The 13,874-nt window shown below is 64.9% G+C and carries 15 protein-coding genes and 1 pseudogene; 8 read left to right on the plus strand and 8 right to left on the minus strand.

The genetic code is table 11. The features are described 5' to 3' along the window. Window positions 1–238: 238 nt before the first annotated feature. Window positions 239–733 carry a ferritin-like domain-containing protein gene (locus ACSFC7_RS13295; protein ID WP_436343271.1) on the plus strand — a complete coding sequence of 165 codons (495 nt, stop codon included), beginning with the start codon at window positions 239–241 and terminating at the stop codon, window positions 731–733. A gap of 70 nt (window positions 734–803) precedes the next feature. Then, entirely contained in the window at window positions 804–1,238 is a 435-nt protein-coding gene (locus tag ACSFC7_RS13300; protein WP_436343272.1) for a metal-dependent transcriptional regulator, read from the plus strand. Between the two features lie 266 nt (window positions 1,239–1,504). On the opposite strand, the pseudogene ACSFC7_RS13305 reads toward ACSFC7_RS13300, so the two are convergent. The 3 genes and pseudogenes from ACSFC7_RS13305 to ACSFC7_RS13315 form a co-directional block, all read right to left on the minus strand. Then, window positions 1,505–3,277, minus strand: a pseudogene (locus ACSFC7_RS13305) (phospholipase D-like domain-containing protein). Between the two features lie 70 nt (window positions 3,278–3,347). Next, window positions 3,348–4,706, minus strand: coding sequence for a HEAT repeat domain-containing protein (locus tag ACSFC7_RS13310; protein WP_436343274.1), 1,359 nt, complete (start codon window positions 4,704–4,706; stop codon window positions 3,348–3,350). Window positions 4,707–4,784: 78 nt separating this feature from the next. Beyond that, entirely contained in the window at window positions 4,785–5,510 is a 726-nt protein-coding gene (locus ACSFC7_RS13315; RefSeq protein ID WP_436343275.1) for a protein sorting system archaetidylserine synthase, read from the minus strand. Between the two features lie 163 nt (window positions 5,511–5,673). Between ACSFC7_RS13315 and ACSFC7_RS13320 the strand changes: the two genes are divergently transcribed. The 6 genes from ACSFC7_RS13320 to ACSFC7_RS13345 all read left to right on the plus strand — a co-directional run bounded on the left by ACSFC7_RS13320 (window position 5,674) and on the right by ACSFC7_RS13345 (window position 9,946). After that, window positions 5,674–6,111 carry a cupredoxin domain-containing protein gene (locus ACSFC7_RS13320; protein ID WP_436343276.1) on the plus strand — a complete coding sequence of 146 codons (438 nt, stop codon included), beginning with the start codon at window positions 5,674–5,676 and terminating at the stop codon, window positions 6,109–6,111. 371 nt (window positions 6,112–6,482) lie between these two features. Further along, window positions 6,483–7,994, plus strand: coding sequence for a phosphoenolpyruvate carboxykinase (ATP) (locus tag ACSFC7_RS13325; protein WP_436343277.1), 1,512 nt, complete (start codon window positions 6,483–6,485; stop codon window positions 7,992–7,994). 228 nt (window positions 7,995–8,222) lie between these two features. After that, on the plus strand, window positions 8,223–8,555 hold the full coding sequence (locus ACSFC7_RS13330; RefSeq protein WP_436343278.1) for a hypothetical protein: 333 nt from the start codon (window positions 8,223–8,225) through the stop codon (window positions 8,553–8,555). Between the two features lie 155 nt (window positions 8,556–8,710). Next, a complete protein-coding gene (locus ACSFC7_RS13335) occupies window positions 8,711–8,902 on the plus strand; it encodes an HEWD family protein (protein WP_436343279.1) in 192 nt (63 codons plus the stop codon). A gap of 120 nt (window positions 8,903–9,022) precedes the next feature. Continuing rightward, window positions 9,023–9,325 (plus strand): divalent-cation tolerance protein CutA, encoded by a 303-nt coding sequence (cutA, locus tag ACSFC7_RS13340; RefSeq protein WP_436343280.1) that lies wholly within the window; start codon window positions 9,023–9,025, stop codon window positions 9,323–9,325. 132 nt (window positions 9,326–9,457) lie between these two features. Beyond that, window positions 9,458–9,946 (plus strand): 50S ribosomal protein L11, encoded by a 489-nt coding sequence (locus ACSFC7_RS13345; protein ID WP_436343281.1) that lies wholly within the window; start codon window positions 9,458–9,460, stop codon window positions 9,944–9,946. 78 nt (window positions 9,947–10,024) lie between these two features. On the opposite strand, the gene ACSFC7_RS13350 is transcribed toward ACSFC7_RS13345, so the two are convergent. The 5 genes from ACSFC7_RS13350 to ACSFC7_RS13370 form a co-directional block, all read right to left on the minus strand. Further along, the gene (locus ACSFC7_RS13350; RefSeq protein WP_436343282.1) at window positions 10,025–11,011 is read right to left on the minus strand and encodes a class I SAM-dependent methyltransferase; all 987 of its coding nucleotides are present in this window, start codon (window positions 11,009–11,011) and stop codon (window positions 10,025–10,027) included. Continuing rightward, complete coding sequence (locus ACSFC7_RS13355) at window positions 11,008–12,129, minus strand: glycosyltransferase family 4 protein (protein WP_436343283.1); 1,122 nt, start codon at window positions 12,127–12,129, stop codon at window positions 11,008–11,010. Before ACSFC7_RS13355 ends, ACSFC7_RS13350 begins: the two co-directional genes overlap by 4 nt. Before the next feature lie 2 nt (window positions 12,130–12,131). After that, window positions 12,132–12,509, minus strand: a complete 378-nt coding sequence (locus ACSFC7_RS13360; protein WP_436343284.1) for a 6-pyruvoyl trahydropterin synthase family protein — start codon at window positions 12,507–12,509, stop codon at window positions 12,132–12,134. Window positions 12,510–12,659: 150 nt separating this feature from the next. Continuing rightward, window positions 12,660–13,052 carry a DUF7344 domain-containing protein gene (locus tag ACSFC7_RS13365; protein WP_436343285.1) on the minus strand — a complete coding sequence of 131 codons (393 nt, stop codon included), beginning with the start codon at window positions 13,050–13,052 and terminating at the stop codon, window positions 12,660–12,662. 107 nt (window positions 13,053–13,159) lie between these two features. Continuing rightward, window positions 13,160–13,825 carry a helix-turn-helix domain-containing protein gene (locus ACSFC7_RS13370; RefSeq protein ID WP_436343286.1) on the minus strand — a complete coding sequence of 222 codons (666 nt, stop codon included), beginning with the start codon at window positions 13,823–13,825 and terminating at the stop codon, window positions 13,160–13,162. Window positions 13,826–13,874: the final 49 nt, after the last annotated feature.

Consider the following 13,874-nt stretch of genomic DNA (forward strand, 5'->3'; position numbering starts at 1 on the left):
CAGATGTACGTACCGATGCGGGCGTTTCAGTTTCAGATCTTCTCCTGAACGAAGAAATCGTCTCACCAACTACTGATAACGCTACTGAAGACGTCTCTGGAACGGATCGATCCCCCGTCAGGATCGACGTCTTCGATGGAACCGACGCTCGTAACGATTGCCCTCCCCCGTCGACCACTACCGAGCGAACAGTCCGCGAGTAGGGACGGTTAAGTATCAGCGGCACGGACGACGTGATATGAGTCTGGGACAGCGCGTCTCGAGCGACCATCAGCTCGCCCGATTGCTTCAGATCGGGGTCGTACTGGAGGAGGTCGTCGAGTCACGCGCCGCCCATCACCTCGACTCGCTCCCGCCAGCCGAACGGACGGCGATCGACGAGGAGATACGCGAGTTGCTCGCAGAGGCCGCCGACGAGTCGGCCGACCACCGCGGGCGACTCGAGGCGCTGATCGACGATCTCGAGGCCGAGACCGTGGCGTACGAGGAAATCAACGCGTTAGTCGATGCGCAGTACGGACCGCCGGAGGACACCGACGGCGTGCTCTACGACCAACTCGCGAACGAGGAGACCGCCTACAAGTTCTACGACGATCTGATCGACGCGGTCGAAGCCTCCGAGTCGGAGTTCGCCATCGATCGCGACCGACTGCTCGAGACGCTGTACGAGATCCGGGAGGAGGAAAAGGAGGGCGTCGAAGAAGTGGCCGAAATCATGGAGCACAGAGCATGACCGGGACGCTCCAGTCCGTTGTGACCGTGAGCGTCACCGACAGCGCGGACAGCACCGACGGAGGGACCCGATGAACACGGCAGATCAATACCTGAAGGCGATCTATCTCGCCCAACGGATCGAAGATGGCCCCGCATCGACCGGCACACTGGCGGACCTGCTCGAGGTCAGTCCGGCCAGCGTCAACGAAATGATCGGCAAACTCGAGGGCCGAGGGTTCGTCGAACACGAGAAGTACAAGGGGGTGAGCCTGACCAGCGAGGGCATCGAACGCGCCCACGACGCGCTTCAGACCTACTGTATCATCGAGCGATTCCTCGCCAACGTCCTCGAGGTCGAAGAGTTCCGCGACGAGGCTCGCGCCCTCGAGAGCGTCATCGACGACACTGTCGCCGAGCGCCTCGATACGATTATCGATCGGCCCGGCGAGTGTCCGGACTGTTTCGACCCCGAGCAGGATTACTGTGAGCATCTCGAGGTCGGTCCCGACGGCTGTGCGGACTGAGCGGCATCGTCTCTACCGGCGTTCGACGCATCCACACTACTCAGGCCGATCGAACTACATGCGGTGGCGCGCGCTGTGTCGCGGTGAGTGAACAGCGAACCGCGACGCAACTTCGTGCGAGGGATGAGCGAGTGAGTTTGCGAACGAGTGAATCGGCTGGGGAGGGCGTGGAAATCCGTACCGCCAGCGCGGGCAAAGCGAACGTGGTTATCAGTATTCCCTACAGCGCGGGATACTCGTGTGAACGTCTCCCGATCGATACCGAACTACACGTCTCCGAACCGAACGTATCGATGCCCGACCAGCGCCGCGAGCGCGAGCGCCACGACGACGGTGACGCCGAGCCCGAACGGCAGCGCCCACAGTCCAACGTCTCCCTCCCAGTCGTCCGCGAAGACACCCGCGTAGTACGCCGCCACCTCCTCGCCGTGGAGTGCGAGCAAGACCTCCCGATTGTTCTCGAAGGCGTTCTCGTTCCAGTTCGCGCTCCCGACGACGGCGATCTCGCGGTCGATCACGACGCCCTTGGCGTGGATCTTCTCGAAGCGATCCGTTTCATCGAGGAGGCGAACCTCGAGCGACAGCGATTCGTCCGCGGCCGTCTCCTCGAGCTCCCGTGCCAGCGCCTCGTTCGCGTCCTCGTGATACCAGCTCGAGTCCAGCAGGATCTCGACGTCCACGCCGCGGCGGGCCGCCTCGAGCGTCTCCTCGAGGACGGAAACGTCGTCGACGATAGCGGCCTGTTTGACGAGGATCTCGTCGTCGGCCTCGCGCAGCAACTCGAGCAGTCGGCCCTCCGCGTTGTCCGGTGCGACCAGCAGTTCGGCGGCGTCGACCGGGACCGTCTCCGGCTCGTGCTCGGTCGGAAACGACTGTGACGACGTTCCGGTGCTCTCGTCGTCGACGAACGACGCGTTCGTCCGGTAGGCGGACCCCGATACGGTATCCCACCCCTCGTGATCGGCTCGGAACACCGCCGCGAGATCGGCAGCGAGCGAGTCGTCCTCGAGGCGGACGCCCCAGCCGCGACTCGAGCCGCCGCCGATCCCCGACGGCTTCCAGTTCTCGGTGGTGACCAGCACGCGGTCGTCGGCGACGGCGTATTTCGGATGGTGGTAGCGATACCGGGAGTCCTCCCCACCGATCGCGCGAACGTCGACGTCGCCATCTTCGAGCGTCTCGAGGACGGGGTCGGTCGCTTCGGGCGTCCCGCCGACGGGCCCGGACTCGAGGAGGACCGCGACGTCGACCCCGCGAGCGGCCGCGTCGACGAGTTCGTCGGCGACCGCCTGGGACGTGAGGGTGTAGCCGGCGAGCAGGAGTCGATCGTCGGCCTCGCGGATCGTCTCGAGCGGCAGATCGGTCTCGTCGGGGAGGACGAACGCCGTCGCCTCGTCGATTTCGGCACTCGAGACCGGCAGGCAGGTGGCGCCTCGCGGGTGCCAATCGCCGTCGGCCGACAGTTCGCCGTTCTATACGTCCTCGCTTCGATACCAGCGCTCCGCCGTCGGAGCTCGGTCGTAGGAAACCGAATCGACCGGCGTCGTTCCGTTTCGCAGTTCGAGGTCGTCGCCGTCGACGGCGAGACGCAGGTGGCCCTCGAGTTCGAGCACGGGATCGTCGGTCAACCCGTCGGTGACGGCGGGATCGGCGCTCGCTGCGACGCGTCCCGAGACGGTCTCGTTCGGCAGGTTGGCGGTCGTGTGGCCGTCGGTGATCGTCCAGTTCTCGAGTCGGGTGTCGGGCGGGATTTCGAGGACCAGATACTCGCCGACGTTCCCGTGGGTCGTCGGATTCGGATAGAGTTCGACGATTTGGGGCGTGCTGCCGCCGGTGGCGTCGGGCTCGTCAGCGGTACCGTTCGAGTCGGCCAGGCCGGTCGAACCCACGACGCCAACGGGGCAGGATGGGGCGGTGGAGCCACCGTTCGTCGCCGAGCCGTCGGTCGCCGCATCGGACGCCGGAAACCCGCCGCTCAATCCCCCGAGAACGAGACCGACTCCGACGAGGGCGACGACCATCGCTCGACGACGATCCATCGGGCGATCTGGCCGCCTGCTCGTATATAAACTGTCGGGCGCGAAAACGAGCGATGTCGATCGTGACTGCTCAGGCCGCCGGCTCGAGGCTCGCCTTCTCGGCCTCGGCCTGGACGAGATAGGCCCGATCGTCGCCGTAGTCGGCGACGATCTCGAGGGCTTCCGCGGTACCGATCTGGTTCAGTGCCCAGGCGGCGCTGGCGCGGACGCGGTCTTCCTCGTCCGCTTCGAGGACGTCGGCGAGGGGGTCGATGGCGCGGGTGTCGCCGATCAGCCCGAGTGCGCGTGCGGCCCAGCTACGGACGTCGGGGTTCTCTTCGACGAGTTGGTTGGCGATCGGCTGCACCGCCGCCTCGGCGCCGAGTTCGCCCAGCGCCCTGAACGTGGGCTTCTGGAGGTTCGGGTTGGAGTCGACGTAATCCAGCAAGGTTTCGACCACGTCGTCGCTGGCGACGCCGATGTTCCCGAGGATCCGCATCGCGGCGGTGTCCCGGCGGTTGGCCTTCTGGAGCATGGGGTCGATGGCCTCCTCGGGACCCATCCGCTCTAAGGCCTCCATGCAGTGTTCCTCCATGAAGTCCGAATCGAACGTCTCCAGGGCCAGCAGAATCTGCTCGACGTTGCCGCGTTTCTCGTGGATCTTGATCGCGTGCCACTCCGGCGGGAAGTCCTTGACGTGGTCGAGCACGTCGTAGAACCCCTCCCGTCGCAGCTGTTCGCGGATCTCGAGGTCGGTCCACTCGGTCGCGTCGTCGATATCGGACTCGAGGTCGTCGGTCGCCTCGAGCAGGCCGGCGATCGTCTCGGCGTCGTCGTCCGCGTCGAGGGCGGCGGCCTCGACGGCCTCGCTCGCCCCGTCGAGGGTCGCCTCGAGCTGTTCGGGGACGCCGTCGCCCTGGTTGACCAGCGTGACCGAACTGCCGAGCAACTCGTTGAGGTCGTCGAGGAAGTCGTCGACGGCCTCGATCAGTTCGGCGTTGCCCTCCTCGGTCCAGCGGGTGCCCGTGATCGTCCCGCTGGCAGCCTCGATCTCGCCCACGACGTCCTCGCCGTAGGGACCGCGCTGGTCCTCGAGGTCGTCCTCGAGGTCCGAGAGGTCGTCCTCGATGTCGTCGTAGCGCTCCTGAAGCTCTTCTTCCGGCGTAATCTCCTCCGCTTCGTCGTCTTCGTCCTCGTCGTCTTCCGTTTCGGGCGGCTCCGGAATCTCGATCTCCTCGAACGCTTCGCGGAACGACTCGAGGTCCGCCTCGACGCCGTCGAGATCGTCCTCCGTTTCGGCCGCTTCGAGGTCTCCCTCGAGCGATTCGACGTCGTCCTCGAAGCCTGCGAGGGCCTCGCGAATGGCCTCGAGGTCGATCGGTTCCGGTTCCTCGTCGGCCGATTCGTCCTCGGCGTCCGCTCCCGTATCGGCTGCCTCGTCATCGCTCATGGTACCACCTGGATCTGGACCCGGAGATAACGCCGACGCGTGGCAGTGTACATGCGTTACAGTCGTCCCAGGAAGGCCCTAAGCGTTTCCATGCAGTTCGGGTTCCGTGCGGCGTTCGCGCTCGCCCCAGTAGAACCAGGGACTGAGCAGCATGTAGGCGATGCCGAGCGTCAACAGCGCGTAGGGGAACGTTCGACCGGCGACGGTGGGGACGAGGATGGCGAGCGCGTGGACGACGCCCATGATCCCGGCGTCGCGGGCGAGCAGGTCGGGGTACTGGATCCGCGAGACCATCAGGTAACAGAACGCGCCCGTGACCGCGAGGACGAGCCACGGCTGGGTCTCGCCCGCGAGGATGGCTGCGCCGAGGACCGTCGCCGCGAGCGTCGTCTGGACGCCTTCGGTGTAGCTGCCGGAGATGTCGTAGGCCGTGTACATCCCGAGTCGGGTGACGGCCATCGCGACGAAGAGGGCACAGATCGCGGTGACGAGGAGGAGTTCCCCGCTGACCGCGTCGAATCCGACCTCGAGGCCGTCGGTGACGACGACGAACGCGAGGGCGGCGGGGGCGACGGCGAAGGAGGCGACGTCGGCCAGCGAGTCCAGATAGGGGCCGGCGTCGGTGCCGCCGTAGCGGCGGGCGAGGATGCCGTCCAGTCCGTCAGCGATGGCTGCGAGCAGGATGAGTCGGGCGGCGAGCGCGATGTCGACGAACGCGATAACGATGGCGACGAACCCCAGCGCGGCGTTGGCGATCGTCACCGCGTCGGCGACGCCGAGCCGTCCGACGAACCGGGGGAGCATACTCGCCGAATCGACGGGCAGCCACCTTACGTGTTTTCGTTTCAACACGGACGGATGCGAGCAATGACCGTCGACGCTGGAGACGCGGGCTGGCCGCCCGACCGGTCCCACATTCGAGGAATGAACCGGGGCGGTTATATCGCGACTATCCCAACGCGTTCGTATGAACAGGCGCGCCTACCTCGCCCTCGTCGGGTCTTCCGTATCCGCCAGCCTGGCGGGCTGTTCGTCCGTTCGTAGCGCCTTCAGTGACGACGAACTCTGCGGCGGGGACGACTGCGATATCGGGATGACCAGAAACGGGTTCGTCCCCGAGGAGTACGAGGCGAGCGTCGGAGAGACCGTCGTCTGGAAGAACACCAGCGACGCCGACCACACCGTAACCGCCCTCGAGAACGGGATTCCCGACGACGCGGCGTACTTCGCGAGCGGCGGCTACGAAGACGAAGAGACCGCTCGCGACGCCTGGGAGGACCGAGGCGGGCGAATCGGGACCCGTGGAACGTACGAACACACGTTCGAGGTTCCCGGGGAGTACACCTACATCTGCATCCCCCACGTCGACGGCGGCATGATCGGGACGGTCGTCGTCTCGGAGTAACGGCCTGCTTCTCACACTGACTCACGGAGGCGGCTGCGATCGTCGACGCTGTCGCGACAGTGCTCGTCGTGACTGACGAACGAACGGTTGTGGCTGGTCGGCTCCCAGTCGTCGCGTTCTTCGTCACCGTTTGTGCGCGGTCACTATCATCGCTATCGAGCTATCGTCGACCGATTAGAATTATTTCTGACTCGAGTATATTCTCTCATATACCACATTTCGGACAGTATTTGGGTCCGTAACGGACCGGTTACGAACGGCCCGTTAACGGGTATGAACAGCCATACGTCACGTAGTCACTGGGTAGAACGTGACACACACCGGTCAAAACCCTCCATGTTTATACATCGTGCTGTTGGTGGGTTACGTATATGTCCGAAACCGGGGCGGAGTCCCGTCCGCTGGCCCGACAGCTTCCCGACCCGACGACTGCGTCGAACGTCCGGTACAACCCATCACTCGAGGAGCTTCGTAAACTCGCGGCCGACGACGAGACGACGACCGAATTCGGTTCCCCGTCGTACGTCAGCGAGTATCGGTCGCGGAGTTCGGATCGGACGAAGAATACCGTCGACCACGAGTTCGACGACGACGATCACGACCTGGTCGCCGACGCGATCGCCCTCGCCCGCGACCGCGAAATGATCTGCGTCGACCGTCTCATGGGTCGTCACTCCGATGCGACGTACTGTTGCCGTCTCTTCGTTCCCGTCGAACACGCCCGGATCGCACTCGCGTGGGCGAATCTGTTCGAGCCGACCGACGGTCGCGATCCCGACCTCTACACGGTTCAGGTCCCCGACTACGACGAGACTGCGATCCGCGTGCTCCCCGACAAGAACGTCACCGCAGTGCTCGGCAGCGACTACACCGGCGAAGCCAAGAAATCGTTCCTCCGGCTGTTCATGTACCGGATCAAAGAACAGGGGGGAATCGGCCTCCACGCCGGCAGCAAGCGGGTCTGCGTTCGTGACGACGACGGCGAACTGCAGACCGTCGGCCAGGTGTTCATGGGCCTCTCGGCGACCGGAAAGTCGACCCTGACCTCCCACGGCTGCTGGCTCGAGGGCGACGAAGACGCCGCGATGTTACAGGACGACGTCTGCGGTCTCCTGCCCGACGGCTCCGTTCCCGGCAGCGAGGGCGAGGGCCTGTTCATCAAGACCATCGGCCTCGACGAGGACGAGCAGCCCGAACTCTACGAGGCCGCGACGGACGAGTCCGCGATCCTCGAGAACGTCGCCGTCGACGACGACGGCTCCGTCCACTTCGACGAGGACCGCTACACCTCGAACTCCCGCGCGATCGTCCAGCGCGAGCAACTCGAGAGCGCGGCCGAGGATATCGACCTCGATCGGATAGATCAGGTCTTCTTTATCACCCGGAATCCGCTGATGCCGCCGGTCGCGAAACTTACCGACGAGCAGGCCGCCGTCGCCTTCATGCTCGGCGAGTCGATCGAGACCAGTGCGGGCGATCCCTCTCGAGCGGGAGAGTCGATCCGTGTCGTCGGTACAAACCCGTTCATCATGGGTTCCGAGGGAAAAGAAGGGAACATCTTCCGGGATCTGATCGGCCTACTCGACGTCGAGTGTTACGTCATCAACACGGGCTATCTCGGCGAGAAGTCGGCGGATATCGGCGTCGAAGAGTCGGTGACGATCCTCACGGAAACCGCACGCGACACGATCGAGTGGACCGCCGACGACCGGACGGGCCTGACGATCCCCGAGACCGTTCCCGGTCTGGAGATCGAGGACTACTACGTCCCCGACCACGTCGAGGACTACGACGAGGCCGTCGCCGACCTGCGGGCCGACCGACGCGGCTATCTCGAGCAGTTCGACGAACTTCGCGAGGAGATCAAAGACGCCGTCTACTGATCGAGGCGGCGTCGCGCCGATGTTCGGGGCGAGTTCGGGGCGATGGGGTTGAGTCGGCTGAATGCAGTCTCGGTCGTTTGTAGCGTTTGGTCGTTCGCAATGTTCGGTCGTTTGCAGCGTTCGATCGCTCGTAGCGTTTGCTCGTTCGCAATGTTCGCTCGTTGGACGCCGCTGTCCGCTCCCGTTCCGACCGACGTGTATATTTACTCGTGACGGAGTAGTATTTCTATGCTCTGGCAGGATCTCATCTTCGTGCTCGGTAGTCTGTTAACCGTCGCCGTTCTCGTCCCGCCGATTCGAGACGCCGATTCACGCATTCCCCTGATCACGAGCGTGCCGAAGATGGGACTCGGTGTCGTCTACGCGGCGACGTTCGCCTCGTTGGGGATGACCCTCGCCGCGATCGCCGTCTTCGCCACTGCAGTCATGTGGTCGCTGATCGCGCTCTACCGCTCCCCAGGAGGCGGCCTCTTCCCGGTCGTCCAGCGTATCGGGCGGAACGCACGCGGACGCTCGAGGACCGGCGAACAGCCCGTCGACCGAGACCGAACGCAGCTCTGAGCTGGCCTCGGTAACCCGTCGTTTCGCGCTCGAGTAAGCAGTCGATTCGTTTGAAGTCCCCGATTTATTCGACTCGATGACTTTCCGAATCGCTGTAAGGCAGCACTTGCCGGAGGGGAACAACATTATGTGTGTGTGGTTCTCACAGTGCGATAATGAGCCTACACGTACGGACGCCAACCGCCCGCGTATGCGAACGGTGCAGTCGAGCAGAACACTGGGACGAGCGCCTCGAAGCCTGGCAACTCGTCCGCGAAGACGGCGAAAAGCAGGTCGGAAACCCCCACTGCCTCCACGAGTGGGATATCAACGGGACGTTCAATCCGGTCGTCGAAAATCGGAGCTAATCTCGCGGTTCTCGGTCCGACACCATCTGCTGTATCGGCCGATCGACGAACGATCTCTCGCGCGCAGCGCTCGAGCGACGTGCGCGGCGTTTTTTGTGCCGTCGCCCGTATCTCGAAGCGATGCCGACCGTCTACATCACCGCACCGCCGTCCGAGGCCGACGAGATCGCCGAACGACTGGTCGAGGAGCGACTCGCAGCCTGCGTCAACCGGCTGTCGACGACGTCGACCTATCGCTGGGAGGGCGAGATTCACCACGACGACGAGGCCCTCTTGCTCGCGAAGACCACGGACGACGCCTACGACGACCTCGTCGATCGACTCGAGGAACTCCACCCCTACGACGTGCCCTGTATCGAGCGCTTCGACGAGAGCCGCGTCCTCGAGTCGTTCGCCGAGTGGCGAGCGGAAGCCGTCGAGTAGCCGAGCGGCGAGCAGTGCCCCCGACTCGCCGAGTGGGCGTCACGACTCACCGGTCGACCCACGGTAGTCAGTGACAGGCCGTGATTGGGCGAATTAGCAACCCTTAAAACTCGCGCACGGGTTTTCATGGGTATGGCTGGAACCATCGAAGTGCTCGTTCCGGGTGGCCAGGCCAACCCTGGCCCGCCGCTCGGTCCCGAGCTCGGACCGACCCCCGTCGACGTGCAGGCAGTCGTACAGCAGATCAACGACCAGACGGAAGCGTTCGACGGCACGGAAGTGCCCGTCACCGTCGATTACGACGACGACGGCTCCTTCAAGATCGACGTCGGTGTCCCACCGACGGCGGCGCTCGTCAAGGACGAAGCCGGATTCGACACCGGGAGCGGCGAACCCCAGAAGGACTTCGTCGCCGACCTCTCGGTCGATCAGGTCAAGAAGATCGCCGAGCAGAAACACCCCGACCTGCTCGCCTACGATACGATCAACGCCGCGAAGGAAGTCGTCGGCACCTGCGCCTCGATGGGCGTCACCATCGAAGGCGACGACGCGCGAGAGTTCAAGGAGAAGGTCGACGGCGGCGAGTACGACGACGTTCTCGCCGGCGAAGCGGAAGCGTAATCCGATCGGACGTCGACGCCGGGCGAGACCCTTTTTCGGCACCCGTGGTCGAGAGCCGCCGGTCCGCGAGTGACCAGTTTACTGAACGCGTGCCAGAACGTCGAGATTGTGCGCGACGTAGACGAGGTCACCGTCCTCGAGTTCGCGCCACCGACGGTCGAACCACCGCCAACGAGCGCCGGCGTCGAGTTCGGGCGACGGCACCGCCTCGAGCGCGTCGGCCATCGTCTCGAGGACGCGAGCGACGACCGCCCGTTCGTCGCCGGGATAGCTACCCTCGACCGATCGGACGAGCCAGTCCGAACCGCCGGCGGCGAGGACGTCCCAGCCGTGTCGGGGAAGCGTCGCGACGAGGGCGCTTCCGGCCCGACTGCTCCCTTCATCCCGAATGTCGTCCATGTGACGGTGATACTGGGCTTCGATCCGTTCGTCCAGCCGATCCCGCGGGGCGAACGTCGTGGCCCCGTCGTACGTGATCGGCGCGTAGCACAATCCGTCGTCCGCGAGGAGGTCGGCGACGGCGGGCACGGCGTCCTCGAGGGCGACGATATCGAGCAGCGCCGCCGCGACGACGGCGTCTCCCTCGTCCTCGATCTCGAACGCGTCGGCGACCTCGAGCGTGATCTCGAGTCGCGCGTCGGAGCGATCGGCGTTCGCGGCGGAGCGGTCGGCGCTCGTATCGGTTCGACTGTCCTTCGCGTCGACCGGGCGGGCGACGAGCGTCGTCGATTTCGGGACACCGTCTCCGACCGTCTCGCCGGTGGCCGACTCGGAACGGTCGACCGTGTATCCACTGGCCTCGAGCCACGCGGGGACCAGTTCGCGCGCGCGTTCGATGCTGGCCGCGTCCCGATCGACGGCCCGGTAGGAGACCCGCGCCGGAAGGGAGCCCCACTCGGCGAGGCGAGCGATCATGGTGCCGACGCCGCAGCCGAGTTCGAGGATCCGCACCGGCTCCGGTCGGCCGGAGAGTTCCGCCGTGAACCGCTCGAGGACGCGCCGGTTCAGCGCGCGGTCGTCGACGGATCGCTTGGCCTCGAGGTACGACTGAATCGAGTCGGTCACGTCGGTTCACCTCCAGTGGGTTCCGTCTCCTCGCAGCACTGTCGGAGGAACGCCCGAACCGAGCCCAGTGTTTCGGCCCACGCGGGATGGGCCGCCGCCGTCTCGAGCGCCCCGGTGCCCAACGCTGCGAGTCGGTCACGGTCGGACGCGAGCGCGGAGATTCGATCCGCGAGCCGATTCGGATCGGTCGGATCGACGACGAACCCGTTCCGGCCGTCCGCGACGAACTCGCTCGCGCCGCCGACGCCGCTGGCGATCGGCACGACGCCGTACTCCATCGCCTCGAGGTAGACCATCCCGAACCCCTCGTAGCGGGCCGGTACCGCGAGGGCGTGCGAACGCTCGAGGATCGACTCGAGAGCGGCCGTCTCGACGCGCCCGGTGATCGTCACCCGGTCGTCGACGCCGAGCGCGGTCGCACGCTCGCGAACCGAGCGAGCGTATTCGGGGTCGGCCTCGAGGGAGCCGACGACGGTCGTCCGCCAGTCTCGATCCCCCTCGCCGAGTCGTGCGAGCGCCTCGAGCAGCGTCGTGACGTTCTTTCGCGGGACGACGTTCCCCACGAACGCGATTCGGAACGGGTCGGCCCGTGCGCGTTCGCGGACGACGCTGGCTGCGAGTACCGCGTCCTCGTGGCGGCCGGCCGGCGGCGCGACGAGCGTCGGCAGCACGCTCTCGGTGAGGGCCGCCGTCCGATCGCGAGTGTACGCGCTGGTACAGACCGCCGCGTCGACGGACTCGAGGTAGCGCCGCTCGCATTCGCGCACGCGCGAATCGTCTCCCGTCGGATCGGGTGTCCGGAGGAGATGGACGAGCGCGACGACCGCTCCGGGGCGCTCGAGATGCGTGTTGTGCTCGACCAGCGTGGGGTAACAGAGTTCGTCCTGCAGGAGGACGTCGTACGGTCGGTCCAATCGCTCGCGGATCGCCGGATCGAGTTCGGGAGCGGCGGAATCCTTCTCGAGCACGGTCTCTCGAGCGTCGTCCGGCCGCGCCGGGAGCGAGATCACGTCGACCTTGTCCCCCCGCGCCTCGAGAAACGAGACCAGTTTCCGATCGTAGCGGTAGCCGCCCGACGTTTGCTCGAGATCACCCTCGACGACCAGGCCGACGTGCATCGTCAGATCGGGCGCTCGTGGGCCACGCGGGCTACGTCGTCCTCTTCGATCTCGATCCGGAGTTCGGTGACGCCGTCGGTCTCGAGCCGTTCGAGCAGCCGGTCGCCGAAGAGACGGGCGAATCGCTCGGCGCTCGGGTTCGCGCCCTCGAACGCGGGAAGCTCGTTGAGCGTTCGGTCGGTGTAGAACTCGACCAGCGCGTCCATCGCGCGGGTCACGTCGTCGATATCGACGAGGTACTCGTACTCGTTTAGTTCCGGACCGCGGAGGGTCGCCTCGACCGTGAACTGGTGGGAGTGCAACTCCCCCTCGGGACCGGGATCGGGAACGGTCAGGTAGTGTTGGGCGACGAGGGAGCGGGAGACGGACACCGAGTACATGGCCCGCGATACGACGGTGAGGGACTAAATTTCGACCGTGCGTTGCAGTCGGTGAAGCGGGGTTCGCTCATACGGACTGCTGTAAGTCATTTCCGGAGCAACCGCGACTCGTCCTACGGTTGCTCCAGTAAATCGTTACAGCAGACCGTATCAGTGGCTCGTCTCCGATCGAGCCGACACCGACAGTCCGGGGAGTCCGCTCGGATCCGGCGTCGTTACGGATAACTGGTCGAGCAGCGGTGTGAGTGAGACCAGTTCGGCGGTTCGGTCCCACTCGATGATGCCCGCATCGGAGAGCGCTGGGAGGTGGATGTGATTCAGCAGCAGGGCCAGTTCCCCTTGTTGCTCACCGGTCACGTCTTCGCCGGGCACTCCGCGTTCGACTGCGGCGAGTTCGAGCGCCAGTCGGTGCACCGTGACCGGGTCCCGGTGGGTCAGCAGATACTGGAGGGCGTTCCGTCTGGTCGCATTCGCCAGTACCGTGTAAAACGTATCGAGGAATTCGGGAGTCTCGACCTGCTCGAGACGGAGTTGTTCGACCATACCTCTCTACTAGAGCATGACTACCAAAGCCTGATATCCGGTCTACTCATGCTCTTTATGTAGTACTCAGAGTTTCCTGAATATTACCGGTACGCGATTCCTGGCTCCTAATTTCGAGAGTTCCGGGAATTTCGTTGGCGAAACACATCCTGAAGCACTTTATCCGCTCCGCGCCGGATCCGTTCGGAGAGCGCCTGGACCGAAACGTCCAGTTCCGCGGCGAGTTCGTCGTACTCGACGTCGCGTGGCACTTTAAAGTAGCCGCGTTCGACGGCGAGCGAGAGGGCCTCGTACTGGGCCTCGGTGAGGCCGTAGTCCCGCTCACCCGACTCCATCTCGTCCATCGAGGAGACGCGACTGAGTCGATAGTTGATATCGTGGGTCCGACAGTACGTGTTGAACTGAGCGAGCCCGGAGTGGTCCTCGAACCGGATGCGAAACAGCCACTCCTCGTCGCTGTGGGCCTCGAGAATCGTCGCGTCCGTCTCGGTAATGCCGGCGATCAGTTGTTCGGCCGGATCCTCCCACTCGATCTTGTACAGCGCCCGATCCTCGTACTCGTCGAGCACGGCGATCGATCTGACGTTCGGGCTCTCGTTCATCGCGACCTCGAACGCCTTCAGGTCGGTTCCGTACCCCCAGATGTACGGCATGATCCGATTGTCGGCGGGGACGACGCGCTCGATTTCGACTGACAGGCCGGGATGTTCGGCGATGATCTGTCCCAGCAGAAACTCGTCCCCCTCGATCGAAATCTCGGCGATGATAGCCATGAGCCGTGTAGTCGGCCCAGCGTAGTAACGATCAGGGGTTACTCGACCC

The organism is Natronorubrum halobium, assembly GCF_051351675.1.
Lineage (GTDB): Archaea > Halobacteriota > Halobacteria > Halobacteriales > Natrialbaceae > Natronorubrum.